Here is a 22214-nt window from a genome sequence, read left to right on the forward strand (position 1 = left end):
CAGCACGCTCCAACCCGCATGGGAGGCCTTCGTCATGTCGGGGATCACGCTGATTTAACCACGCCTTTAACTAGCAACCTGCCCCCTCCGCAAACCTGCGAGGCAAAGCAAATTAACCCCTAACCATAACCAGAATCCACCTCTGCCGTCAAGGAAAACCCCCGAATGTCCTGCAGTTATGCAATTTCGTCAGATAATCCCAATTATCTGACGAAGTAGAACTACCCCCATGGGGGTGCTTTTGCCTAATCTGGTAGCGACGGAGGAGCGTGGAATAATCACAGCCAGAGGCACCTTCTCCGGTCGCCATTTTCCGCGCGAGGCCATCCCGTAGCAGGGCGCCGGCACTACCGCTATGGCCTCGGCCACCGCGATACTATGACCGACCCACCACAGAACCTAGCGAGTTCCCTTAGCGTCGGCGCGGTCATCGCCCACCGCTGGGCCCAACATCTGCCCGAGCACTCCCTCACCCGACCCGTCGGTGCCTACACAGACCCGAACCTGGGGCGATGGGCCCGCTGGGAGAGCGGCATCGCCGAGGCCGTCGCAGGGCTGCCGCCCTGACACGGGACGGTCGGCGGACAGAGGGTGTCCGCACACTCGTGGTCAAGTGCAGACTTCTCCGTCGTTCCGCCGAACTGGTCGGAGGGGCCCGGGCCCTCACCCCTCGTGGTGGCGATGGCCGCAACCTCACAATAATAATAATAATCAGAATATTCTTCTGATTATTATTGTATGATTATGGAGACGTTGCCCCACCCCTTACCGAGGAGTCCCCATGGCTGTCGATAGCCCCCGCGCCCGCACCGAACGCGCCCTGGCCGAGCTTGTGGCCACTGAAGGACCCCGGGCGGTCACCGTCGCCCGGATCCGGGCGGCAGCCCGGGTTGATCAAAGCGTGGCCGCGGACGTGGTCCGTCAGTGGCGTAGTACCCAACGGGTAGGCGCCACCGACGAGGTGGCTGCTCCCGCCACCGAGGATGAGACGCGTGCTTTTGAAGCCCTGCGAGCAATCATCCGCCAGGCCGTGCTGACCGAGCGTGCCACCCAGGACGATGCCGTCAACCAGGCGGCCAGTGCTGCCGCCGAAGAGGCCGAGGAAGCCCGCCAGATGACCATCCGCATCGCCGAGGACCTCGAGAAAGAAAAGGCCACCACCGCCGAGCAGGCCACCACCATCGCCACCTTGCAGGCCGAACTCGCCGCAGCAACCGCAGAGGCTGACCGGCTACGCGATGAAGTGACCCATCAGCGGGAGGTGGCCAGCACTGCCCGGGAGGAAGCCGCCGAAGCCCGCGGCAAACTCTTCGTCTACGAACAGCAAGCCACCGCACAGCCTGCACAAGCCACCGAATCCGCTGCCCCAACCACGGACGGAGAGCAATCCGCAGCGACGACCACCACAACCAGCAAGAAGAAGGCGTAACTGGCCAGCCGCCGGTGACACCACCTCGCGAGTAATGACCCGGATGGTGTGCAAAAGTCGTAGTCACATGTCTAAGCACCAGAGTTGATCTGCACCAGCCCACGGCTTTGTGTGAAGGGTCGGCCAGAATCTCTCCGGACATCGTCCTGCACCAGCTAACCAGCTAACGAGGTACTCCCACCGCAGTAGGGAAGTTAGCTAGATCCGAAGGAGCTGCCCCCAGTCTTCGGACGATTGGGGACAATCGGCTGATCGTCCTTGTCCTCGTCGTCCTCATCGTCCTGGGGTGCCGGGGTAGCGGCGACCTTGGCGGTGGCCGGCTCGGTGGTGCCGTCCGGGTAGGTGACCGTCAGAGCGATCTCGACGGTGCCATCAACATCGTTGGGGGCGGTAGCGGTCAGCTCCCCGTCAGCGGTGACTTTCAGGGTCCAGCCGGCAGCAGTCAGGGCGGTGTTGTCACCCAGGGTGATCCGGGTGCCGGCGGGCAGGTCCGTCTCGGCGGGCGATGCGGTAACCGATCCCCCACCAATGACAGCTACATCACCGTAGGTGACCTCATACAGCTCGCTATCGCGAGGCTGTGGTTCCGTGACGGTGACGGGGATTTCGATCAAATCACTCGTGCCGTCCGGATACCTGGCCACCACGAGAATCTTGAAGGAACTTGCAGCTGCCCCGTCGGGAGCTTGGATCGAGAGCTGTCCGGAAGGCTGGATGGAAATATCCCAGCCTGCAGCAATCAGATTGTCAATGGCTGTACTATTCGTCAGCTGGAAGGTTACCCCCTCAGGGAGGGACTGAGCTGATTCGACATCTATGTCCAGCGACTCGCCGGCGGCCACCTCGATATGTGGATACGTGGGGGAGTAGATCATGTTGTCTTCGGGGATGAATGTCACCTCCGTTTCGACAATCTCAGAGGATCCATCGGGGTAGGTAACCAAAATCTCGACAGACGTGGTCCGGCCTTCGGTGGTCCAGACATCGCCGTAGTTGCTTCTCTGCACCCAGATCTCTGAGTTTCTCCACATGTGAACGATGAGCCCATCTTCAATTTTTGTGCCACCGCTAGCATTGGTCCCGAGAAGAGTGAAGTTCGTCCCGGTCGGGAGTGGTTCGCCCGACACAAGGGGAACCCGGAAAGATGTCTCCGCACGCTGGGTTGTCTCAACGTAGTGAGGCGCATACTGGTCCGCCATACTCTGTTCAGAGGGTGCTGTTGCAAAGTTGGGGCAGTAGGAAGACCGGCGTGGAATAATCAGGTCCATGGGCATCTTCTCCGGTCGGCAGTTCCCTCGTGAAATCATCCTGTGGGCGGTGCGGTGGTACTGCCGCTACGGCGTGAGCTATCGCGACCTCGAAGAGATGATGACCGAGCGGGGAGTGCCGGTCGATCACACCACGATCTACCGCTGGGTCCAGAAATATGCTCCTGAGCTGGATAAGAAGACCCGGTGGTATCGGCAAGTTCCTGACTGGCAGGCCAGGTCCTGGCGGGTGGATGAGACCTATATCCGGGTCGGGGGAAAGTGGTGCTACCTCTATCGGGCAATCACCGCAGGTGGCCAGACCCTGGACTTCTACCTCTCACCAAAACGCAACGTCGCGGCAGCGAAGCGTTTCCTGGCGAAGACGCTGCGGTCGAATAAATCGGCAGGCTATCCGCGGGTGATCAGCACCGACAAGGCCCCCTCACTCGCCAGGGCAATCTCTGAGCTGAAGGCGGAAGGCGTCTGTCCATCGACGGTCGAGCATCGTCGGGTGAAATACCTCAACAACGTCATTGAAGGCGATCATGGCCGGTTAAAGCGGATCCTGGGGCCGAAAGGAGCATTCAAAAACCAAACGTCTGCCTACCGGACGTTGAAAGGGATGGAAGCGATGCACTCATTGCGGAAGGGGCAGGGCACGATGTTTGCCTATGGTCACCCGAATCCGGATGCAGTGATTGTTAGCCGGGTATTCGAGACGGCCTGACAACACAGGCACATAGCGTTGATCACACAATAAAAACGGAGCTTTCTTGGCTCCCGCCCCAAGTTGCAACAGCACCGCCCGGACCATCCCCGAGCTCGTCGCCACCGCCCCCGGGCAGGTCTACTCGTGGGACATCACCAAGCTCGCCGGGCCCATCAAGGGCACCTACTTCGACGCCTACGTGATGATCGACATCTACTCCCGCTACATCGTCGGCGCGCACGTGCACGCGGCCGAGTCCGCCGTCCTGGCGGCCGAGATGATGAAGGAGATCTTCGGGGTCCACGGCATCCCGCAGGTCGTGCACGCCGACCGGGGCACGTCCATGACGTCCAAGACCGTCGCGGCGCTCCTGGCGGACCTGGAGGTCACCAAGTCACACAGCCGGCCCCGGGTGAGCAACGACAACCCCTACTCCGAAGCGTGGTTCAAGACGTTGAAGTTCGCGCCCGTGTTCCCCGAACGCTTCGGCTCCCTGACTGACGCCCGGTCGTTCATGGCCGACTTCGTCGCCGGCTACAACCATCACCACCACCACACCGGCATCGGACTGAACACCCCCGCTGACGTCCACTACGGCCTCGCCGCGGCGAAGGCTGGCGAGCGGGCTCTCGTCCTGGCCGCCGCCCGCGCCCGCAACCCCGAACGATTCGCCACCAACCGCGATCCGAAGATCCTGGCCATCCCACCGACGGCCTGGATCAACCAACCCGCCGACAACACCGGCATCGAGCTAGCCGCCTAACACCCACCGGCCTCAACTACCTTGACAAATTCCGCAGGGGTGCGGTAACGTCGTTTCCATGCCGCTAAACGTCTTTGCCGGAGGCCGGGTGGGCGCCTGGCAGGTTGAACGCATCGAGCCGGTGACTGGTCCGTCCTTGCCGGTGGTCTCACGGTTGGCCGTGCTCGACGGGTCACGTGCAGGCGACGTCGAGGCGGCCTGGGTGCTGCGCGGGACGACGAGCTACAAGCGCTACACCCGACGCGAGGAGCAGGAGGCACTGGACGCCAAGCAGCCACAGCTCGGCCGGCCCGAAGCAACCCGGGCGGCTCTCATCCCCATCACCAAGTCCGATGCTTGGTGGCAGCTCGCTCAGGACGAACGCCGTGACCTCCTCGAGGAGAGTTCCCACCACATCGCGGTCGGGTTGGAGTACCTGCCGGCAGTCGCGCGCCAGCTCTACCACGGCCATGACCTGGGCGAGCCCTTCGACTTCCTCGCCTGGTTCGAGTACGCCCCCCAAGACGCCCCCGCGTTCGAGGAGCTCGTAGACCGACTCCGCACGACCCCCGAGTGGGGCTACGTAGAACGAGATGTCGACATCCGCCTCGCGCGGTGACCCGCCCTGCTCCCGGCTCTGCCGACAGGACAAGTGTGCTCATGGCGGGTCCACGAGCACACGGGCTATCTCAGTAGACGATGGCTCACCGGGCAAGAACGCACGCCCATCGCGGCATGACCGGGCGAGCGTCCCCGCCCCTACAGCGGCAGATGCGGGCGAGCGTCCCCGCCCTCAACGCGGCAGATGCGGGCGTGACCCCGAACGGTTCGCCACGTGTCGACGACGGCTGAAAACTGGGCCGTAATCGACGGGGCGTTGACGCCTGGCTCAATGTTCACGCCAGAACTGCCAGCCCGACGGCGGTTCTGGGAATTCTGAGCTGGGGCTCCAACCGACTGGAGGTGACCACCGCTCCGGCGGCGTTGGCCAGCTTGGCGGGACGGCGAAGATGAGGCGGGCTCGACGGCGCCGCCACCTCCGCCGGAGCAGCAGTGCCCCGGCAATCGAGAGTGACATGCACGCGACGGCAACCAGCGTCGCGATGAGCCGGAAGCGACCGAGATCGGCAGGTGCTGTTGCAAAGTTGGGGCAGTAGGAAGACCGGCGTGGAATAATCAGGTCCATGGGCATCTTCTCCGGTCGGCAGTTCCCTCGTGAAATCATCCTGTGGGCGGTGCGGTGGTACTGCCGCTACGGCGTGAGCTATCGCGACCTCGAAGAGATGATGACCGAGCGGGGAGTGCCGGTCGATCACACCACGATCTACCGCTGGGTCCAGAAATATGCTCCTGAGCTGGATAAGAAGACCCGGTGGTATCGGCAAGTTCCTGACTGGCAGGCCAGGTCCTGGCGGGTGGATGAGACCTATATCCGGGTCGGGGGAAAGTGGTGCTACCTCTATCGGGCAATCACCGCAGGTGGCCAGACCCTGGACTTCTACCTCTCACCAAAACGCAACGTCGCGGCAGCGAAGCGTTTCCTGGCGAAGACGCTGCGGTCGAATAAATCGGCAGGCTATCCGCGGGTGATCAGCACCGACAAGGCCCCCTCACTCGCCAGGGCAATCTCTGAGCTGAAGGCGGAAGGCGTCTGTCCATCGACGGTCGAGCATCGTCGGGTGAAATACCTCAACAACGTCATTGAAGGCGATCATGGCCGGTTAAAGCGGATCCTGGGGCCGAAAGGAGCATTCAAAAACCAAACGTCTGCCTACCGGACGTTGAAAGGGATGGAAGCGATGCACTCATTGCGGAAGGGGCAGGGCACGATGTTTGCCTATGGTCACCCGAATCCGGATGCAGTGATTGTTAGCCGGGTATTCGAGACGGCCTGACAACACAGGCACATAGCGTTGATCACACAATAAAAACGGAGCTTTCTTGGCTCCCGCCCCAAGTTGCAACAGCACCCGTCAGTTTATGCGCACAAGCGCGTCAGTTTATGCGCACCCCGAGACGGTGCTGAGTTGTACATTTCCGTGGCTACGTGGCTACAGGGCTACAGGGCTACAGGGCTACAGGAATGGATACCTGCAGCTAGAAGCGATTTTCCGCGTCCGTGGCATACCTCTTGGCGATCTCCTGATGCACCCTCCGCGGGACAGACGGGGCACCAGGTCGCAGCATCAACCCGTTCTCGGTCACATCCACAGCCGCCTCCGGCCACGCGGCCACCACCTTCTCAAGTGCTTCCAGGAGCCGCCGCTTGAAGTCACGCCTGCCCCGGGCAGTCCCCTGATAGCTGGCACCGAACTGCCGTTGCAGCTGATCCCACGTCACCACAGTGATCCCCCGCTGGTAACTGGCCCGGTAGGTCATCCAGCAGTACAGGTCGATGGCCATCGGCGAACGCCGGATCTCCCGCAAAATCGACACATCCAGCGGCACCGCCGAGCACGTCAACTCCCGGTAGAACCCCGCAGTCAGCGTCACGGAAGAGTCCTGGATGCTCAGCTGCTCCGGGTTCTTGGTATCCCACCACAGCATCGACGACTCCGCGATCAGGGTGTTCTGCATCTGGTCGAACACAATCTGGCGCTTGTCGCGGTTCTCATGATTGGTCACCTCGACGGTGATCATCGTGGTGAACAGGGAGCGCAGCTGCTTGCGCAGGCTAGTGATGTTGCCGGTTTTTCCCCCGGACCGGCCCATGATGCCGACGTCGCGCATGAAATCCGCCAGCGAACTCCCCAGCGGGATGGTCCTCGCCTCATCCTCCGGTAGGTCGCGGCGCCGCAGTGCTTCGCGGGTCAGCCAGCACATGATCAACCGCGGATACACCCCATACGGCAAGCCGTTGGGCGAGATCATGGTGACTGTCACCGCGCCGTTTTTCAGCACCAGCTTGTCCCCTGCTCTGGAGCTGTGAGGGAACGTCGTCTGAATCAGGGTCCTGGACGAGAACGCGTAGGGGTCCAGGAGCTGGTTGGCGGCTTCGATTTCCTCGAGGCGAGCCTCGAGCTCCTCCCTCGCCGTGGGACGAGTGTTGCCGCCCCGTGGGACAGGGCTATCATGTGTCATGAAATCCTCTTCGTTTGCTTTGCTGGCAGAACAGGGTTTTGGGTCGGAGCTGTGAGCGCAGCTGCCGGCCCTCTTTTTTGTACGGTATCAGCCGACTGTGCACGCCAGCCCGGGAAAAGGTGACCAGCCAAAAATGATACATATACATCACGATGTATATCAATATTGCTTGCCCCTCACGCACGTCAACCCCACCGCAAATCTGATCTTCCGATGGAGACCCGATCACCGACCCCACCCACCCGCCGGACAGCCGAGCCCTCGTGCACCAGCCTTCCGCCCCGGACCACGCCAAGGACATCGCAGACGCCTCACGTGACAGCATTGCATCATTGTGTAGATACATCATGGTGCATATACATCTAAATGTAGTGCTGTCTACCGTGACAGGCTTCTCGGTCTGGCGAAGGGCCAGGCTAGGCGCCCTTCTTGTCGAGGTAGCCTCGCAAAAGCTCCTCCAGAATCTCCTTCATGGAGCGCCCTTCATTCGCCGCCTGAACTTTCAGCTGACGGTGCAGCTCCGAGTTCATCCGCAGCGTGAACATGGTGACAGGCTCCTCCGGCTCCACAAAAGCTTCCGTCATACTCCGTCGCGGAGCTGCCTTCGCCGCTGCCGGCGGCTGAAACTTCGACTTCTTACTGGTCACTGCAATGCCTCCAGGATCTCCTTCGCCACACTTTCGTAGCCTTCGGTCTTGGCCGGGGATGTTCCGAATGCATCACGGATGCTTTCTCTCATCGGGATGCAGCCATCGAACAAAGGAATCTCTTGGTCCTTGAAAACCTCCCGCACATCATCCAGGTTCCTGGTCCCCAAGCGGGCGGCGGTGATGAGGACACCGAAGGGGATACCGCTCAGCGAGGGGAGTGTCTCCCAGACTCGAGCAACCTCAATGCCGGACGCCTGGGTGGGGACAATCACGAAGTCCGACACTTCGATGGCGGCGTCAATGGATCGAGCATCACCCGGTGGGGTATCGAGGATGACGATGGCGTCCTTGTCGATTCCCGCCACGAGGCGGGGGAGTCGCTTCAGGTTGGAAACGTCGACAGGGAACGGCAGGGGAGTGCCTGATGCTTCAGCACGGTCGGCCCAGTCGGAGGCTGAGCCCTGGAGGTCAAGGTCAATTACCGTGACGTCGTAACCAAGGTTGCTGAACGCTTGCCCCAGATAGATCGAGGTGGTCGTTTTCCCGACTCCCCCCTTGCCGTTCACTACTCCGATGATCATGGATCAACCTTCCGCGATGGATGCATCATGATGTATCTCAATCATACTTTACATGCATCGATACTGCTGGGGTGATGATCCTGCCAGTGAGAAGCTTTATGCAGCCCCGGCCTCCGCGTGCGCCTGCGGGGAGGGTCAGGCCCTGGGTGCCAAGCGCGGACATGCGGGTGGGGTGACGGCACGGAACGGGGGAACCATCCCTGCCGGACCCCTCATGCGCCACCAAAAGTGCCCTATTCGATCAGAGGGTCGACATCGCCATCGGCCGCGGATTGAAGAAAATCTCGAACCTTCGCGAGCGTTTGGCGATCAACAAGTGTCAACAAAGAGACCACCTGCCCCAACTCTTCTGCATGGTCTGCAGGGAAGCGGTCACGCCCGATCCCCTTCGGAAGACCCCTTCGCCGTGAAGCTCTAGAAGAGCTGCCCCGTGCTTCACGTATGCGGCTAGTGAACTCGACGATCGTCGGATCCATTTCGTCCGGGGGAAAGATGAGTAAATCCGGCCGGTCACCCCCGGGCTGAAGGGACCGCACCACCCCCCGGGCTTGGTACACATCGAGAAAATTGCGCATGTTCCCGAGGGCAGGTGTGCGCTTGCCGTTTTCTATGAGACGCAAATACTCCGAGGACAGGCCGAGCTCTGCCGATGCGTCCGATCGGGATAGTCCCGCATCCTCGCGTAGGCGTGCCAGTAATGCGCCAAATCTGCGGTTGTCGACAGTTTGGCCCGGGCCAACGAGCATGTCGATATGCTCCGGCGCTTCATGCGGTTCCCTCGGGGGGAGGTTGTCATTTATCAGGCTCACGCACCCAGCCTAGCCCAACAACTCACAAGTTGGCAATAGTTGCAAATCCCGGGACGATCGGATAGTTTCCAACTAAGGCCAACAATACCCAACTCTAGGAGCTAAGAATGGACAGCACCCCCAACCTTTGGAGTACAGAAGAAGCGTTCCGCTATGTTTGGGCTTCGATGAAGCGAGAAGACACCGATTCACTGAACCAGGAAGTCCTGAAGGGACTCTTCCGCTGGTCCCTGGCAGTCGTCGGCTTCGCCGCCATCGCAACGCTTGCCCAGTAACCAGCGACTCGCCCTGGGCTCAGCGATGCGGAAAGCTGCAGCTTCTCCTATCAGAGACGCTGGTCTATTACGGCAGACCGGATCGCCTCAGCTATCCAGCGGGGGCTGCGATCGTGCCAGACATCCGACAGGCTGACCCGCCGCTGAATCTCGGCAGCGGCGTCTGCGTGCTCCTGTAGCCGGAGCCGGAGCGCCGCCGCATACTCTCTGGGCAAAACAGCGTTTGGATCCTCCGGTGAGAAGCCCTGGTCCTGCCCGCGGATAAGGGAAACAACCTCGGCGCCCGTCATGCCAAGCTGATGCCCCACCAGGTCAATATCGCGATAGGTCGGGAGCGATGTGGTCGAAATCTCATGAAATTCGACCACATCGGGCTCTACACCCCACGCCTCAGCCACTGCGGCGGCAAACACGACGGTCGCTTCCTCGTCAGACTCAGCCAAAGCCAGATCATGACTGAGCTTTTTCCGCCGGGAAGCGGACGCACCGGCGATCACCTCCGAGGCCACCGCACGGTAATTGCTCCCCACCCGCGACAGGTACCGGCCGGAGGGAAGCGGAGCCGCAATGACATAGATTGATTGCAATCTGACTCGCATTTTTAAATCAAGGCATACGGCATGTGAATGGTAGAAACTGCTCCTGCGCTTCGTCAGATAATTACAATTATCTGACGAAGTCGAAGTATGGGGAATTCAAACTCCTATATCGACTTACGCTGTATCAATGCATTCGGTGAAAGCCCCTGCGTGTAATCAAGGCGTACATCCTGTGTGGGCACATTGATCATCTTCAAATACGCTGCACCATGCCAGTCTGATGTCCCGACGGGGCGATTGGGAACTGAGTGGTTCGCCCGCATGGAAAAGTGCATGCGTTTCCGCTGGCACCCCTTCGATGAAGGCACTCGTACGCTACAAGGATGACGAAGCTGCAGCTCAGTGCACTGGGCGGATAGTCGGTCCTCATGCCTGTGTATTGCAGCGCTATTGCACTACACAGCTACACATGTGTGCTCTGATGCGGTAGATCGCAGATTCGTGAGCACGGCTCGCAGCCAGGCCAGCGGACGGGTGATAGAAGGAGGGTGGAGCTCCCACCCGCGCTCGGCGAGGGTGGTGTCGATGCCAGTGGTGATTGCTTCTGCGCTCACATGGGCGAAGCCTGTCTCGTCGAGAAGGCGTGCCAGGGCGCCGATGTGTCGCCGGCGGCCAGGCGTTGCGCTTCGGAGAAGCCAGGGGAGCCGCTGGATGAGCCTCGCGGCCGTTTTTTGCGCGGCGAGGGTGGGCCTGGTGGCCTGTCCCGGCGGGTTTGTCTGGGATCGAGGTGTCTCTCGAGCGGCTTCGCGCGTGAGTAACCCTCTAAAAAGAGTAACTAGATAAGAAAGCTGGTGCTGTTGCAAACTTCAGGCGGAGAGCCGTGACGACCCAGTCTTCATCCTCTGATGCTCGCTGCGGGTCGGCGTTCTCAGGCAGCCTCGAACACCCGGCTGACGATCACCGCATCCGGGTTCGGTTGCCCGTAGGCAAACACCGCGCCCTGGCCTTTCCGTAATGAGTGCATCGCTTCCATCCCTTTCAACGTCCGGTACGCCGAGGTCCGGTTTTTGAACGCCCCCTTCGGTCCGAGGATCCGTTTCAGCCGCCCATGATCTCCTTCAATGACGTTATTGAGGTATTTCACCTGCCGGTGTTCCACGGTCTGCGGACAGATTCCCTCTGACTTCAACTCGGCGATTGCCCTGGCCAGGGAGGGTGCTTTATCGGTGTTGATCACCCGCGGGGACCCGGTTATCGTGTTCGACCTCAGGGTCTTGGCCAGGAAACGCTTCGCTGCGGCGACGTTACGCTTTGGGGACAGGTAAAAATCCAGGGTATGCCCGCCCGCGGTGATGGCCCGATAGAGGTAGCACCACTTTCCCCCGACCCGGATATAGGTCTCGTCCACCCGCCAGGACCGGGCCTGCCAATCCGGGACTTGTCGGTACCACCGGGTCTGCTTGTCCAGCTCAGGAGCATATTTCTGGACCCAGCGGTAGATGGTGCTGTGATCGACCGGTACGCCGCGTTCGGTCATCATTTCTTCCAGATCGCGGTAGCTGAGCCCGTAGCGGCAGTACCACCGGACCGCCCACAGGATGATTTCACGGGGGAAATGACGACCGGAGAAGATGCCCATGGCTGTGATTATTTCACGCAGGTCTTCCTGTCGCCCGAACTTTGCAACAGCACCGTAGTTCCGATTTTGGAGATGTAGTCGGCGAGGATGTCTTCGTCGTATTCCCAGTCGAAGTCCACCACGGGTGGTTCGGGTAGGTCGGGGTACTTCGAGTTGCCTGGGGTGAGGGGGCCGTCCCCTGTTTGGTGGACACGCTGACCCTGGCCCAGAATGGGCCGGAGAATGCGAGAGACCACCATGCCGAAGAACACCTACACCGATGAGTTCAAAGCCGACGCGGTCCGGCTCTACGAGGACACCAAGGGCGCTTCTTTTTCCTCAATCGCCGTGGACCTCGGCATCAGCCGGGCGACGTTGAAGAACTGGGTCTACGCCGCCCGCAGGGCCCGCGGCGTCCAGCCCAGCCGCACCGCCGAGGACCCCACCGACGAGCTGCTGCGCCTGCGCAAAGAAGTCCAGCACCTGCGCTCGGAGACCCAGAAGCTTTCCACCGAGCGCGATATCCTGCGCAAGGCCGCGAAGTATTTCGCGGGAGAGACGACCTGGTGATCCGCTTCCAGTTCGTTGACGACTACGCCACCACCTACTCGGTGAAGCGGTTGTGTCATGTCCTTAATCTGAACCGGTCAAGCTTTTACAAGTGGCGGGACGGCAAGCCTGCCCGCAGGCAGCGCCAGCACGCCGATGATGTGCTGGTGGCCCAGATGCGGGACTACCACGAGGAGTTCGATGCCACGATCGGAGTGCGCCGCATGACCGCCGAAATCAACGACACCGCGCCCACGCCGGTCAACCACAAACGCATCGAACGTCTCATGCGCCAGCACCAGATCGCCGGGGTGAACCTGCGCAAGAAGAAACGCACCACCATCCCGGACCAGGACGCGAGGGTCTTCGACGACCTCGTCGGCCGAGACTTCACCGCCGAGGACTGCAACCAGCTCTATATCGGCGACATCACCTACTTGCCCTGCGGGAAAGGAGAATTCATGTACCTGGCCACGGTCATCGACGTCTGTTCCAGGCGTCTGGTCGGCTACTCGCTTGCGGACCACATGCGTACCAGTCTCGTCCAGGACGCGATTGAGGACGCGGCACGCACGAGAGGCTCCCTGGACGGGGCAATATTTCACTCGGACCACGGCAGCGTCTATATCTCCTCAGCGTTCCAGACCACGTGCCGGAGGCTGGGGATCCGCCAGTCGATGGGCCGGATCGGATCGAGTGCGGATAACGCGATGGCTGAGTCGTTCAACGCCTCGCTGAAGAGGGAGACGCTGCAAGGTTCTGGTGGTTGGGCGTCGCCGGTTCAGTGTCGACGGGAGGTGTTCCGGTGGATCACGAGGTACAACACACGTCGTCGGCACTCCGGGATCAGTTACTTATCGCCGAGAGCTTTCGAACACCGCGCCGCGGCTGTTACCGTGGCACCCGCTGCTTGATCAATCCTGCGTGTCCACTCAAAGGGGGACACCCCCGTCGTCGACGACACCAGCTTCCATCCAGGTGCTGTTTCGCTCTGTTTCCGCCCAGACGCCAGTCAGATCGATTGAATCCGATTCACGGTTATCCGATGATTCAGGGCCGGCATTTTGCCCACTGCATCCCGTGATGAGCATCGTCGCGGTTAGGGCTACCGCGGCTACAAGTTTTTTCATATTGAAAGTAAACACGAAAACTGGGGCGATGGGTTAGAAACCAGAGTTCACTATGGGACTAGAAGAGAGGACCCACCGACCCCAGGAACTCCGCCACGTCCCGAATCCGCTGGCGCGCGACCTCGGGCGTCGAGATACGGTGGGTGGAGACGTACTCCTTCACCGCTGCGTCGCCGCTTATCGACGGCCTGGCAGCCACCTCGTCGCGAAGCGCGACCTGCACCAGTGACCTGGGCCATTCGTCGGCGGCCGGAACCTGCATCCCGTCCGACAGTGATTCGGGCAGGCGCGCCACCGAGTCGAGGTCGGGGAAGGTGAGCACCAGGGCGTCGACGCGCGAGGCCTGCATCGCCGCCAGCGCGGCGCCGGAGGAGTAGCCCCAGGCGGTGACGGAGGAGGCGCCCTGAGTGCGGATCCAGTCGAGCGCGCGGGTGACCTCAGCGTTCACCTCGGCGAGCGAGGCACCGGGCAGCAGCGGATAGTCGAGGTCGAGGATGGTCGTGCCGGAGAGTTCCGCCGCGGCCGCGACTTCGGGGCGCCACTGATAGTCGAGCGCCTCGCCGGAGCCGCGCCACCAGCCACCGGAGTGGAGCGAGAGGGCCCACCGGCCCGTCGATACGCTCGGTCGCAGGACCAGGCCACCGGGCACCTCCTCGGTGTCGACGCCGCGGGCGAAGGCGACTCCGGGCATGGCGTGATCGACCGCGGTGCCGAGCATGAGCATGGCGGCGTGGGTGATGCGGTCGGGAAGCTTGGCCGAGTAGCGGTCACCCGGGCCCGGGTCTCCGTCGCCGCCGGCCCACGGGGGAGTGAGATCGGGCACCGGATACGTCGAATCCAGGTAGCTGGCCAGCTGTTTCAGCTGCTGCTCCGGCGGCAGAGTCCGGCGCACGCCGCCGACATTGAAGTCGGCGGAGGCCATGTCGTTGAGCGGGTAGTCGTCGTCCGGCGAACCTTGCTCGAGTTTCGGGGGAGGAGTCATGCGCTCAACCCTAGTGGTCGCCCCCGCGACGTAAGGTGGGCGGCAGGATAGATCCGCAGCGACAAACCAAGATGAGCAGGAGCGGAAGAGACCATGAGTGGAACTGCCAAGCTGTACCCCGACGCCGAACTGAATCCGACCAAAGCGGAGCTGGCCCAGAACTTCGCCTCCATCAAGGATCTGCAGGGATCCGCGCGCCTCGTGGACCCCGAGGGCGAGGTGGGCATCGAGTTCCACTTCGGACTCGATGATTCCGGTCGTTTGATCCAGCTGCCCGTGACCTACCGGTCCGCCGAGCTCAGCGAGCAGGCCACCCTCACCACCCTCGAGCACAGTGAGCTGGGCAAACGCTGGGTCTCCGCGGGGCTGAGCGATCCCGTCGCGGTCACCCAGATCATCCGCACTATTGTTCAGGGCGACGACGGCGCAGAGTTTCCCGACGGGCCCGGCCCGCAGTTCCTTATCAGGGGCTCCGGCGAGCAGCCGGAGGCCGAGGTGGTGGACGCACAGATCGCCGAGGCGACCCGCCAGCGCGCGGTGGGCACCGTGACCGTCGACGGCAAGGTGCTGTCCTACCGGCTGCGCATCAGCGCCCTGCCGGTGCCGGCGCGGTCGGCGAGCACGGATTACGGCACCTCTCGGCTCCACCTCACCGCGGTGCCCGCGCAGGACCCGGAGGCCACCCCGGTGATCATCGCGGAACTGATGCTTTCCGACGGCCTCGGCTAACCCTCCCGGTGAATCCGGCCCTCCGTCTGCGAGAGCGGCCGGTTGGAGCCGCCCCGACGCGCGGAGATGATCTCCGCGAGCATGGACACGGCCGCTTCCTCCGGGGTGTGACCACCGAGGTCGAGCCCAAAGGGGGCGCGCAGGCGTGCCAGTTCCTCCTCGCTGACGCCCAGGGCGCGGAGCCGCTCGTGACGTTCCTGGGTGGTCAGCCGCGAGCCCATCGCCCCGATAAAGCCGGCGTTTGTACGCAGCGCCGTGGCCAGCAGCGGGTCGTCGAACTTGGGGTCGTGTGTCATGGCGCACAGGATCGTGCGCTCGTCCACGGCCAACTCCGAGAGGTAGCGGTGTGGCTGGCGCACGACGATCTCGGCGGCGGTGGGGAATCGTTCCCGGGTGGCGAAGGTGGCACGGGCATCACAGACGGTGACGCGGTAGCCGGTTGCGGACGCCAGACTGGCTAGCGCAGAGGCGAAGGCATTGGCGCCGAAGATGATGAGTCGTTCCGGGGGCGCGAAGACCCGTACGAAAGAGTCGCCAACCAGCGCGGAGCGGCCCTGACGCAGCAGCGCGCTGTCGGTGAGTGTGATCTCGCGGCCGCCGCCGAGGCGTGTGACGGTGGCTACCGGGGTACTGCGGCGCAGGTGCGCCAACAGCTCGCGAAATAGATCGAACTCCTCCGGGGCGACGTACTCGAGGTACACGCGGATCGACCCGCCGCAGGTCAGGCCTACCCCGAGGGCGGTGGCGTCGCTGTAGCCGTAGTCCTGGATCGTGGCCTCACCGGTGGCGGAGACGTCCTCGGCGCGGGCCAGCACGTCGGCCTCGATGCAGCCGCCGGAGAGGCTGCCGACGACGGAGCCGTCGTCGAGCAGCGCCATCTGCGTGCCCGGCGGGTGCGGGGCACCGGCCGTGGTGGAGATGACCGTGGCCAGGATGAAGCCCTTGTCACCCGCCAGCGTTGGCGCGAGGGATTCCCAGAAGTTCATCTGGCCTCCCGCCACGCCGCCAGGTCCGTGGGGGTGTCGATGTCACGTCCGTCGGCGAGGTGGCCGAGCTCGACCAGGTCGACCAGCTCGGGGTGAGCGCGCAACCACTCCCGGGCGCCGGCGTCGCCGGTGGCCTGGGCGGCTGCCTCCTGCGCGAAGGCCAGCGGAAGAAGCAGCGGGTGTCCGCGCTCGCCGTCGTAGGCGGCCGCGGTGACCCGGGACGGGGCGGCCCGGGCGAGCAGGTGCTCGACCGCACCCGGAGTCAGGCCGGGCTGATCCACCAGCGCCACCAGCACCCGGGAAGCACCGAGGCGCGCTGCCTCGGCCACCCCGGCGGCAAACGACGAGGCCAGGCCGCTGCTCCACGCGGGATTGACCACGAGTTGGCAGGGGAGCGTCGATAGTTCAGCGCGCACCTCATCCGCACCGGCGCCGGCGACGACGACCACTCGGTCGCAGCCCCCGTCCAGCAGCGTGATTACTGCCCGCCGGACCAGCGAGTCCGCATCAGGCGCGCGCAGCATCGCCTTGGGCCCGTGGCCCAGGCGCTGACCTTCCCCGGCGGCGAGTAGGAGACCGACCGTCACAGAAAGTTCTCGGGAGTGGCCGGCAGATCACGCACGCGGACGCCGGTGGCGTGGTACGCCGCGTTGACGATCGCCGCCGAGGCGCCGACGTTGCCGATCTCCCCGATGCCACGCGAACCCATCGGGGTGGCGCGCTCGTCGACGTCGTCGAGCCACTCCACGTGCAGGTCACCGATGTCCGCGTGGGCCGCCACGTGATAGGACGCCAGGTCCTGCGTGACGAAGTGCCCGGTGCGGGTGTCGCGGTAGGCCTCCTCGTAGAGCGCGGCGGACTGGGCCATGATGAGCGCGCCGAGCAACTGCGAGCGGGCCGTGACCGGGTTGATGACGCGGCCCACCGAGTACACGCCGGTCAGGCGCGGAACCCGGATCTCCCCGGTAAGTCGGTGCACCCGGACCTCGGCGAAGGCGGCGCCGAAGGAGTGCATGGAGTACTTGTCCATGTCGGGGTAGGCCTCCGTGGTGGAGGTGGTCAGCTCGCCGGGAACGGGGTGGTCACCGTGGTCCGCGCGGAACTGCTGGGCCGCCTGAACGATGGCCGTGCCCCAGGAACCCGTACCGGAGGAGCCGCCGGCCACCGTGGCGGTGGGCAGGGAGGAATCGGCGATGGCCAGGTCCACGTCCTCGACCGGGACTTCCAGCGCGTCCGCGGCGATCTGCAGCAGCGCCGTGCGCGAGCCCGTGCCGATGTCCGCCGCGCCGATGGCCACGTTGTAGCGTCCACCCTCCAGCGCGGTGACCCGCGCGCTGTTGCCGGGGAAGAAGTTGGCCGGGTAGGTCGACGAGGCCACGCCGGTGCCCACCCACCAGTCGCCCTCGAGCGTCGAGCGCGGCTCTGGGCGACCCTGCGACCAGCCGAAACTCTCCGCGCCGCGGCGCAGGCACTCGACCAGGCGCCGGGACGCGAAGGGTTTGCCCGTCTCCGGGTCGATCTCCGGGTCGTTGAGGATACGCAGCTCCACCGGGTCGATCCCCGTGGCTTCCGCGAGCTCGTCCATGGCGACCTCGAGGGCGAAGATGGCGGGCATCTCGCCCGGGGCGCGCAGCCAGGAGGGGATGGCCACGTCGAGTTCGGCGACGCGGTGCCGGGTGCGTCGGTTTGCACCGGCATACATCATGCGGGCGGGTTTGGCCGCGTGCTCGATGAACTCCTTGGCCGCCGCGGATTCCACGGTGGCCAGGACGTCGAGGGCGGTGATACGGCCGTCGGCACGCGCTCCCAGGCGGATGTGCGACTTCGTCGCGGTGCGGTAGCCGGTCAGCGAGTACATCTGCTGGCGGGTGACCGCGAGTTTCACCGGCCGCCCGTCGGCCCACACCGCGGCGAGCGCGACGGCCATCTCCGGGGGATGGGGTACGCCCTTGCTGCCGAAACCGCCGCCGACATAGGGCGCCTGTACCCGGATCTGCGTCTCGCTCAGCCCGAGCATCGGTGCCAGCGCGGATGCAACGCCGTGCACGCCCTGTGTGGAGTCCCACATCTCCAGGACCCCGTCGGCGAACACCGCGCTGGCCGCGTGCGGTTCCAGCGGATTGTTCTGCTCGTAGGGGGTGGAGTACTGCTTGTCGACGACCACCTCAGCCTCCGCCAGCGCGGCATCGACATCCCCCTCCTCGGTGTCCGGTTCCGCGCCGACCGCGTCCTTGGTGGGGGTGTAGAGCTCGGCCTCGTCGGCGGTGAGCACGGCCTTTTCCTCGTCCTGGTGCACGACGGTCAACCGCGCACCCTCGCGGGCGGCCTCGATGGTTTCCGCGAGCACCAGCGCCACGATCTGGCCGTAGTAGCTGATGCGGTCATCCTGCAGGATGGCCAGCTCGCTGTTGTCGGTGTCGGCCATGCGGGGCGCGGTGACGTGGTCGAGCACGGCGGTCACGCCCGGGTGCTCGAGGGCGGCGGAGGCGTCGATCTCGCGCACCCGGCCCTTGGCGGTGGTGGAGGTGACCAGCCACAGGTAGAGGGGCTTCTTCTCGAACTGCGCGTCGTTCTCGAACGCGTAGGTGGCCCGCCCGGTGACCTTCTCCCGGGCGTCGACCCGGCCGAGGGGCGAGCCCATGGCCGCGGCGGAGATCGGGGTGGCGTTTTTGCTGGGGCTCATCGGAGTACCTCGTTCAGGGCGGCGACGGTGGCGCCGCGCAGGAGCGGGCCCTTGTAGGCGGTGGCCTCGGTGAAGGAGGCGTCGGTCAGCTCGGCGGCAACGGCACGGTTGATGGCGGCCTCGTTGGGGATGGTTCCGCGCAGCGCGTCCTCGGCGCGGGTGGCGCGCCAGGGTTTGTGGGCGACCCCGCCGAAGGCCAGGGCGATGTCGGTGATTCGGCCGTCGTCGTCCAGTTCCACGGCCGCCGCGACGGAGACCAGCGCGAAGGCGAAGGAGGCGCGGTCACGGGTCTTCATGTAGGTGGAGCGCCGGGCCAGCGGGCTCGCGGGCAACTCGACCGCGGTGATGAGTTCGCCGTGCTCCAGCACGGTGTCCGTCTCCGGGTGCGCGCCGGGCAGCCGGTGCAGCTGTGCCACGGGGATGCGCCGCTCGCCCTCGGGGCCCAGCACGATCGCCTCGGCGTCCAGCGCCGTCAGCGCGACCGCCAGGTCGGAGGGGTGGGTGGCCACGCAGTGCTCGCTGGTTCCCAGGACCGCGTTGTGGTGGCCGTATCCGCCGAGGGCGGAGCAGCCGGTGCCGGGTTCACGTTTGTTGCAGGCGGTGGTGACGTCCTGAAAGTACACGCACCTGGTGCGCTGCAGCAGGTTGCCGCCGGTGGTGGCCATGTTGCGGATCTGCCCGCTGGCGCCGGAGAGCAGCGCGCGGCTCACCGCGGGCCACTGCGCGCGGATGGCGGAGTACGCGGCGAGGTCGCTGTTGCGCACGTTGGTGCCGATCCGGATGCCGGAATCGGTCTCGGTGATGTCCGTCAGGGGGAGTTTGCTGACATCCACCAGCACCTCCGGCGTCGCGACACCCAGCTTGAGGTGGTCGACGAGGTTGGTGCCGCCGGCGAGGAACCGCGCGAGGTCGTTGCCGGAGACCGCCGCCACGGCCTCTTCGGCCGTGGCGGGGGCGACGTAGTCGAGCTGCTTCATCGCTGCGCCGCCTCCTTCACGGCCTCGAGGATGCCGTCGTAGGCGCCGCAGCGGCAGAGGTTGCCGCTGAGGCGCTCCCGGATCTCCGCGTCGCTGAGCTCGGGGTCCTCCGTGAGATCCTCCGTGACGTGGCTCGGATGCCCCGCCCGCAGCTCCTCGAGCATGCCCACGGCCGAACACACCTGACCCGGCGTGCAGTAACCGCACTGGAAACCGTCGTGGGTGATGAAGGATTCCTGGACGGGATGCAGTTCGCCGTCCTCACCCAGGCCGGCGGCGGTGACGATCTCCGCCCCGTCATGCGCGACGGCCAGGCTGAGACAGCTGAGTTGGCGACGACCGTCGATAAGCACCGTGCATGAGCCGCACTGGCCGTGGTCGCAACCCTTCTTCGGCGAGGTGTTGCCCAGCCGCTCGCGCAGCGCATCGAGCACCGTGGTGCGGGTGTCCACGTCGACGGAATGGTCCGTTCCGTCGACGGTGAGGTGGATAGGGTGGTCCATGATCCCTCCCGGGATTGATAAGCGAGTGGTGATGATTCAGGTCACCAGATCGCGACTCTATCCTCTGGCGCGATGTACTGCGCGGAATCCTCGTCGACCTCGGGGAACGCCTCGTAGAACTCCGGGATGTTCGCGACAATCTGGTTGCAACGGAACTCCGCCGGCGCGTGCGGATCGATGGCCAGGTACTGCTTCTGCATCTCCGGCCGGATCGCCGTGCGCCACACGCTGGCCCACGAGAGGAACAGCCGCTGCATGCTGGTGAACTTCCGCCCCGCCATGTCCGGTGAGCCGCCCTCGTGCGGGAACTCCTTCTCACCCGGGTCGCCGTGATCCTTGAGGTACATCTGGAACGCCACGACGGCGATGCCGAATCCACCCAGGTCACCGATGTTCTCGCCCAGGGTGAACTCGCCGTTGACACCGGGCGTATCGACGCCGTTCTCCTCGAGAATGCGGGGGACCAGGCCCTGGAACTGCGCCACCAGCTTGTCGGTCAGCGCGGTGAACGCGTCGCGGTCGGCGTCGGTCCACCAGGAGTTGAGGTTGCCCAGGCCGTCGTACAGCGAACCCTGGTCGTCGAAGCCGTGCCCGATCTCGTGGCCGATGACCGCGCCGATCGCGCCGAAGTTCTCCGCCGCGTCCGCCTCCGGGGAGTAGAAGGGCGGCTGGAGGATCGCCGCGGGGAAGGTGATGTCGTTGACCACCGGGTTGTAGAACGCGTTGACGGTCTGCGGGGTGGTGACCCACTCCGAGCGGTCCGCCGGCAGGCCGATCTTGCCCAGCTCGTAGTCGTGCAGGAACTGCGCGCCCGCGCGCACGTTGGCCATGAGGTCGGCGCCGGTGGATCCGAACTCGAGGCCGTCGTAGTTGCGCCAGTTGTCCGGGTAACCGATCTTCGGCTTGAACTGGGCCAGCTTCTCCAGGGCCTTGCCCTTGGTCTCGTCGGTCATCCACGGCAGCGCCGTGATGCGCTCGCGGTAGGCGGCCAGGAGATAGTCGACGAGGGTGAGCAGCTCGTCCTTGGACGAGGCCGGGAAGTGACGCTCGACGTAGACCCGCCCGATCTCCTGTCCCACCAGGGACTCCGCCAGTGCGACGCCGCGCTTCCACCGGTCGCGCTGCACCGTCGCGCCCGAGAGCCGGGTGCCGTAGAACTCGAAGTTCTTCGCCCCGACCTCCACGGGCAGCACGCCGGCGCGCGAACGCAGGATCTGCCACGTGCCCCACAGCTGCCAGTCGGCCAGGCGGTCGGCGGTGAGCAGCTCCGCCAGGCGCTCGATGTAGCTGGGCATCATGTTCACCAGCGGGCCGTCGCCCAGACCGGTGGAGGTGAGCATCGTGCGCACGGTCGACGGCAGGGACTCCAGCTCCACCCGGTTGTACGTCTTCACCGCGTCGCGCGAGGCCACCACATTCCAGTGGCCCGCGGCGATGTCCTTCTCCAGGGCCACGATGCGCGCCGCGGCCGACTGCGGGTCCAGGCCGAACAGGCGTGCCGGGTCGAGGAACGTCAGCATGTCCGCGACGTGGTGCTCGTAGGCCTCGAGGGTCTCGGCGTGGTCGGGCTCGCGGTAGTAGGCCTCGTCGGGCAGGCCGAGTCCGGACTGCACCACGTAGGCGATGGACTCCTCGGAACCGGAGTCCTTCTCCACCCAGAACGAGGCCGGGGCGCCGATACCCCGGCGCTCGAGCGTTCCCAGGTTGGCGGCGAAATCGTGCACGTCCGCGGCGGTGAGGAGGTCGAGGTCGTCGTCGAGAGGCGTCATCCCGGCGGCGTTGACGCCGTCGACATCCATGAAGGAGGCGAAGAGCGCCCCGGGGCGCCCGGAATCCGTCTCGACGATGTCGCGCACGTTCTCCTCGGCGTTGTCACGCAGGGTGTGGAACGTCCCGTCCACACCCCGGTCCTCGGGGATCACGTGGTTGTCGAGCCAGGGGCCGTTGACGTAGCGGTAGAGATCATCCATGTGCCCAACTCTAGGCGCTGGC

The 22214-nt window shown here is 64.4% G+C and carries 23 protein-coding genes and 1 pseudogene; 9 read left to right on the plus strand and 15 right to left on the minus strand.

Going from position 1 to position 22214, the window contains the following annotated elements; all coding sequences use genetic code 11:
- Positions 1–378 precede the first annotated feature (378 nt).
- Positions 379–567: a hypothetical protein gene (locus tag CDOO_RS13795; protein WP_155861405.1), complete on the plus strand. Its 189-nt coding sequence runs from the start codon at positions 379–381 to the stop codon at positions 565–567.
- Between the two features lie 214 nt (positions 568–781).
- Positions 782–1429: a hypothetical protein gene (locus tag CDOO_RS00940; protein ID WP_018023041.1), complete on the plus strand. Its 648-nt coding sequence runs from the start codon at positions 782–784 to the stop codon at positions 1427–1429.
- A 194-nt stretch (positions 1430–1623) separates the two neighbouring features.
- Here the strand turns inward: CDOO_RS00940 and CDOO_RS00945 are convergent, their stop codons facing one another.
- The gene (locus CDOO_RS00945) at positions 1624–2697 is read right to left on the minus strand and encodes a Rib/alpha-like domain-containing protein (RefSeq protein ID WP_156111860.1); all 1074 of its coding nucleotides are present in this window, start codon (positions 2695–2697) and stop codon (positions 1624–1626) included.
- On the opposite strand from CDOO_RS00945, the gene CDOO_RS00950 reads away from it, so the two are divergent.
- From CDOO_RS00950 to CDOO_RS00965, 4 genes and pseudogenes are all read left to right on the plus strand, one after another.
- Entirely contained in the window at positions 2696–3406 is a 711-nt protein-coding gene (locus CDOO_RS00950) for an IS6-like element IS1628 family transposase (protein WP_011069225.1), read from the plus strand. The two genes, CDOO_RS00945 and CDOO_RS00950, sit on opposite strands and share 2 nt — an antisense overlap.
- 79 nt (positions 3407–3485) lie before the next feature.
- Positions 3486–4151 (plus strand): annotated as a pseudogene (locus CDOO_RS00955) (transposase); the annotation flags it as partial.
- A 58-nt stretch (positions 4152–4209) separates the two neighbouring features.
- Positions 4210–4749 (plus strand): chlorite dismutase family protein, encoded by a 540-nt coding sequence (locus CDOO_RS00960; RefSeq protein ID WP_018023089.1) that lies wholly within the window; start codon positions 4210–4212, stop codon positions 4747–4749.
- 565 nt (positions 4750–5314) lie between these two features.
- A complete protein-coding gene (locus tag CDOO_RS00965) occupies positions 5315–6025 on the plus strand; it encodes an IS6-like element IS1628 family transposase (RefSeq protein ID WP_011069225.1) in 711 nt (236 codons plus the stop codon).
- 202 nt (positions 6026–6227) lie between these two features.
- On the opposite strand, the gene CDOO_RS00970 is transcribed toward CDOO_RS00965, so the two are convergent.
- The 4 genes from CDOO_RS00970 to CDOO_RS13480 all read right to left on the minus strand — a co-directional run bounded on the left by CDOO_RS00970 (position 6228) and on the right by CDOO_RS13480 (position 9251).
- Positions 6228–7211 (minus strand): replication protein RepA, encoded by a 984-nt coding sequence (locus tag CDOO_RS00970; RefSeq protein ID WP_018023049.1) that lies wholly within the window; start codon positions 7209–7211, stop codon positions 6228–6230.
- A gap of 416 nt (positions 7212–7627) precedes the next feature.
- Positions 7628–7795 carry a toxin-antitoxin system HicB family antitoxin gene (locus CDOO_RS13475; protein WP_018023048.1) on the minus strand — a complete coding sequence of 56 codons (168 nt, stop codon included), beginning with the start codon at positions 7793–7795 and terminating at the stop codon, positions 7628–7630.
- 59 nt (positions 7796–7854) lie between these two features.
- Complete coding sequence (locus tag CDOO_RS00980; RefSeq protein WP_038573165.1) at positions 7855–8442, minus strand: ParA family protein; 588 nt, start codon at positions 8440–8442, stop codon at positions 7855–7857.
- 233 nt (positions 8443–8675) lie between these two features.
- Positions 8676–9251 carry a helix-turn-helix domain-containing protein gene (locus CDOO_RS13480; RefSeq protein ID WP_155861408.1) on the minus strand — a complete coding sequence of 192 codons (576 nt, stop codon included), beginning with the start codon at positions 9249–9251 and terminating at the stop codon, positions 8676–8678.
- A 107-nt stretch (positions 9252–9358) separates the two neighbouring features.
- Between CDOO_RS13480 and CDOO_RS13800 the strand changes: the two genes are divergently transcribed.
- Complete coding sequence (locus CDOO_RS13800; RefSeq protein WP_020384704.1) at positions 9359–9526, plus strand: hypothetical protein; 168 nt, start codon at positions 9359–9361, stop codon at positions 9524–9526.
- A 50-nt stretch (positions 9527–9576) separates the two neighbouring features.
- Here the strand turns inward: CDOO_RS13800 and CDOO_RS00985 are convergent, their stop codons facing one another.
- From CDOO_RS00985 to CDOO_RS00995, 3 genes are all read right to left on the minus strand, one after another.
- On the minus strand, positions 9577–10113 hold the full coding sequence (locus CDOO_RS00985) for a hypothetical protein (RefSeq protein ID WP_155861407.1): 537 nt from the start codon (positions 10111–10113) through the stop codon (positions 9577–9579).
- Positions 10114–10993: 880 nt separating this feature from the next.
- A complete protein-coding gene (locus tag CDOO_RS00990; protein ID WP_038573166.1) occupies positions 10994–11704 on the minus strand; it encodes an IS6-like element ISCef5 family transposase in 711 nt (236 codons plus the stop codon).
- A gap of 8 nt (positions 11705–11712) precedes the next feature.
- Positions 11713–11943 (minus strand): hypothetical protein, encoded by a 231-nt coding sequence (locus tag CDOO_RS00995; RefSeq protein ID WP_038573168.1) that lies wholly within the window; start codon positions 11941–11943, stop codon positions 11713–11715.
- Between CDOO_RS00995 and CDOO_RS01005 the strand changes: the two genes are divergently transcribed.
- Positions 11942–13146, plus strand: a protein-coding gene (locus CDOO_RS01005; protein WP_156111861.1) for an IS3 family transposase whose coding sequence is annotated in 2 segments (ribosomal slippage) — positions 11942–12236 and positions 12236–13146 — 1206 coding nt in all. Because the reading frame shifts where the segments join, the coding sequence is not laid out codon by codon here. The genes CDOO_RS00995 and CDOO_RS01005 overlap by 2 nt on opposite strands.
- A gap of 274 nt (positions 13147–13420) precedes the next feature.
- Here CDOO_RS01005 and CDOO_RS01010 read toward each other — a convergent pair.
- The gene (locus CDOO_RS01010) at positions 13421–14284 is read right to left on the minus strand and encodes an alpha/beta hydrolase (RefSeq protein ID WP_051064105.1); all 864 of its coding nucleotides are present in this window, start codon (positions 14282–14284) and stop codon (positions 13421–13423) included.
- A 153-nt stretch (positions 14285–14437) separates the two neighbouring features.
- Between CDOO_RS01010 and CDOO_RS01015 the strand changes: the two genes are divergently transcribed.
- The gene (locus tag CDOO_RS01015; RefSeq protein ID WP_018022903.1) at positions 14438–15073 is read left to right on the plus strand and encodes a CG0192 family protein; all 636 of its coding nucleotides are present in this window, start codon (positions 14438–14440) and stop codon (positions 15071–15073) included.
- Here CDOO_RS01015 and CDOO_RS01020 read toward each other — a convergent pair.
- The 6 genes from CDOO_RS01020 to CDOO_RS01045 are packed head-to-tail and all read right to left on the minus strand — an operon-like array spanning position 15070 to position 22192.
- Positions 15070–16059, minus strand: a complete 990-nt coding sequence (locus CDOO_RS01020) for an XdhC family protein (protein ID WP_018022904.1) — start codon at positions 16057–16059, stop codon at positions 15070–15072. The two genes, CDOO_RS01015 and CDOO_RS01020, sit on opposite strands and share 4 nt — an antisense overlap.
- Positions 16056–16646: a nucleotidyltransferase family protein gene (locus CDOO_RS01025; protein WP_020384687.1), complete on the minus strand. Its 591-nt coding sequence runs from the start codon at positions 16644–16646 to the stop codon at positions 16056–16058. Before CDOO_RS01025 ends, CDOO_RS01020 begins: the two co-directional genes overlap by 4 nt.
- Complete coding sequence (locus CDOO_RS01030) at positions 16643–18742, minus strand: xanthine dehydrogenase family protein molybdopterin-binding subunit (protein ID WP_018022906.1); 2100 nt, start codon at positions 18740–18742, stop codon at positions 16643–16645. The genes CDOO_RS01025 and CDOO_RS01030 overlap by 4 nt, the downstream gene beginning before the upstream one ends.
- Positions 18739–19719, minus strand: coding sequence for an FAD binding domain-containing protein (locus CDOO_RS01035; protein WP_018022907.1), 981 nt, complete (start codon positions 19717–19719; stop codon positions 18739–18741). Before CDOO_RS01035 ends, CDOO_RS01030 begins: the two co-directional genes overlap by 4 nt.
- The gene (locus tag CDOO_RS01040; RefSeq protein WP_018022908.1) at positions 19716–20222 is read right to left on the minus strand and encodes a 2Fe-2S iron-sulfur cluster-binding protein; all 507 of its coding nucleotides are present in this window, start codon (positions 20220–20222) and stop codon (positions 19716–19718) included. Before CDOO_RS01040 ends, CDOO_RS01035 begins: the two co-directional genes overlap by 4 nt.
- A gap of 41 nt (positions 20223–20263) precedes the next feature.
- Positions 20264–22192 carry a M13 family metallopeptidase gene (locus tag CDOO_RS01045; RefSeq protein ID WP_018022909.1) on the minus strand — a complete coding sequence of 643 codons (1929 nt, stop codon included), beginning with the start codon at positions 22190–22192 and terminating at the stop codon, positions 20264–20266.
- Positions 22193–22214 lie beyond the last annotated feature (22 nt).

The sequence above is a fragment of the Corynebacterium doosanense CAU 212 = DSM 45436 genome (assembly GCF_000767055.1).
Classification (GTDB): Bacteria; Actinomycetota; Actinomycetes; order Mycobacteriales; family Mycobacteriaceae; genus Corynebacterium; species Corynebacterium doosanense.

What these genes read in the sequence shown, in the direction of transcription:
- CDOO_RS13795 (WP_155861405.1), top strand. Translation starts at nt 379, where the DNA reads ATGACCGACCCACCACAGAACCTAGCGAGTTCCCTTAGCGTCGGCGCG.
- CDOO_RS00940 (WP_018023041.1), top strand. Translation starts at nt 782, where the DNA reads ATGGCTGTCGATAGCCCCCGCGCCCGCACCGAACGCGCCCTGGCCGAG.
- CDOO_RS00950 (WP_011069225.1), top strand. Translation starts at nt 2,696, where the DNA reads ATGGGCATCTTCTCCGGTCGGCAGTTCCCTCGTGAAATCATCCTGTGG.
- CDOO_RS00945 (WP_156111860.1), bottom strand. Translation starts at nt 2,697, where the DNA reads ATGGACCTGATTATTCCACGCCGGTCTTCCTACTGCCCCAACTTTGCA.
- CDOO_RS00960 (WP_018023089.1), top strand. Translation starts at nt 4,210, where the DNA reads ATGCCGCTAAACGTCTTTGCCGGAGGCCGGGTGGGCGCCTGGCAGGTT.
- CDOO_RS00965 (WP_011069225.1), top strand. Translation starts at nt 5,315, where the DNA reads ATGGGCATCTTCTCCGGTCGGCAGTTCCCTCGTGAAATCATCCTGTGG.
- CDOO_RS00970 (WP_018023049.1), bottom strand. Translation starts at nt 7,211, where the DNA reads ATGACACATGATAGCCCTGTCCCACGGGGCGGCAACACTCGTCCCACG.
- CDOO_RS13475 (WP_018023048.1), bottom strand. Translation starts at nt 7,795, where the DNA reads ATGACGGAAGCTTTTGTGGAGCCGGAGGAGCCTGTCACCATGTTCACG.
- CDOO_RS00980 (WP_038573165.1), bottom strand. Translation starts at nt 8,442, where the DNA reads ATGATCATCGGAGTAGTGAACGGCAAGGGGGGAGTCGGGAAAACGACC.
- CDOO_RS13800 (WP_020384704.1), top strand. Translation starts at nt 9,359, where the DNA reads ATGGACAGCACCCCCAACCTTTGGAGTACAGAAGAAGCGTTCCGCTAT.
- CDOO_RS00990 (WP_038573166.1), bottom strand. Translation starts at nt 11,704, where the DNA reads ATGGGCATCTTCTCCGGTCGTCATTTCCCCCGTGAAATCATCCTGTGG.
- CDOO_RS00995 (WP_038573168.1), bottom strand. Translation starts at nt 11,943, where the DNA reads ATGGTGGTCTCTCGCATTCTCCGGCCCATTCTGGGCCAGGGTCAGCGT.
- CDOO_RS01010 (WP_051064105.1), bottom strand. Translation starts at nt 14,284, where the DNA reads ATGGCCTCCGCCGACTTCAATGTCGGCGGCGTGCGCCGGACTCTGCCG.
- CDOO_RS01015 (WP_018022903.1), top strand. Translation starts at nt 14,438, where the DNA reads ATGAGTGGAACTGCCAAGCTGTACCCCGACGCCGAACTGAATCCGACC.
- CDOO_RS01020 (WP_018022904.1), bottom strand. Translation starts at nt 16,059, where the DNA reads ATGAACTTCTGGGAATCCCTCGCGCCAACGCTGGCGGGTGACAAGGGC.
- CDOO_RS01030 (WP_018022906.1), bottom strand. Translation starts at nt 18,742, where the DNA reads ATGAGCCCCAGCAAAAACGCCACCCCGATCTCCGCCGCGGCCATGGGC.
- CDOO_RS01035 (WP_018022907.1), bottom strand. Translation starts at nt 19,719, where the DNA reads ATGAAGCAGCTCGACTACGTCGCCCCCGCCACGGCCGAAGAGGCCGTG.
- CDOO_RS01040 (WP_018022908.1), bottom strand. Translation starts at nt 20,222, where the DNA reads ATGGACCACCCTATCCACCTCACCGTCGACGGAACGGACCATTCCGTC.
- CDOO_RS01045 (WP_018022909.1), bottom strand. Translation starts at nt 22,192, where the DNA reads ATGGATGATCTCTACCGCTACGTCAACGGCCCCTGGCTCGACAACCAC.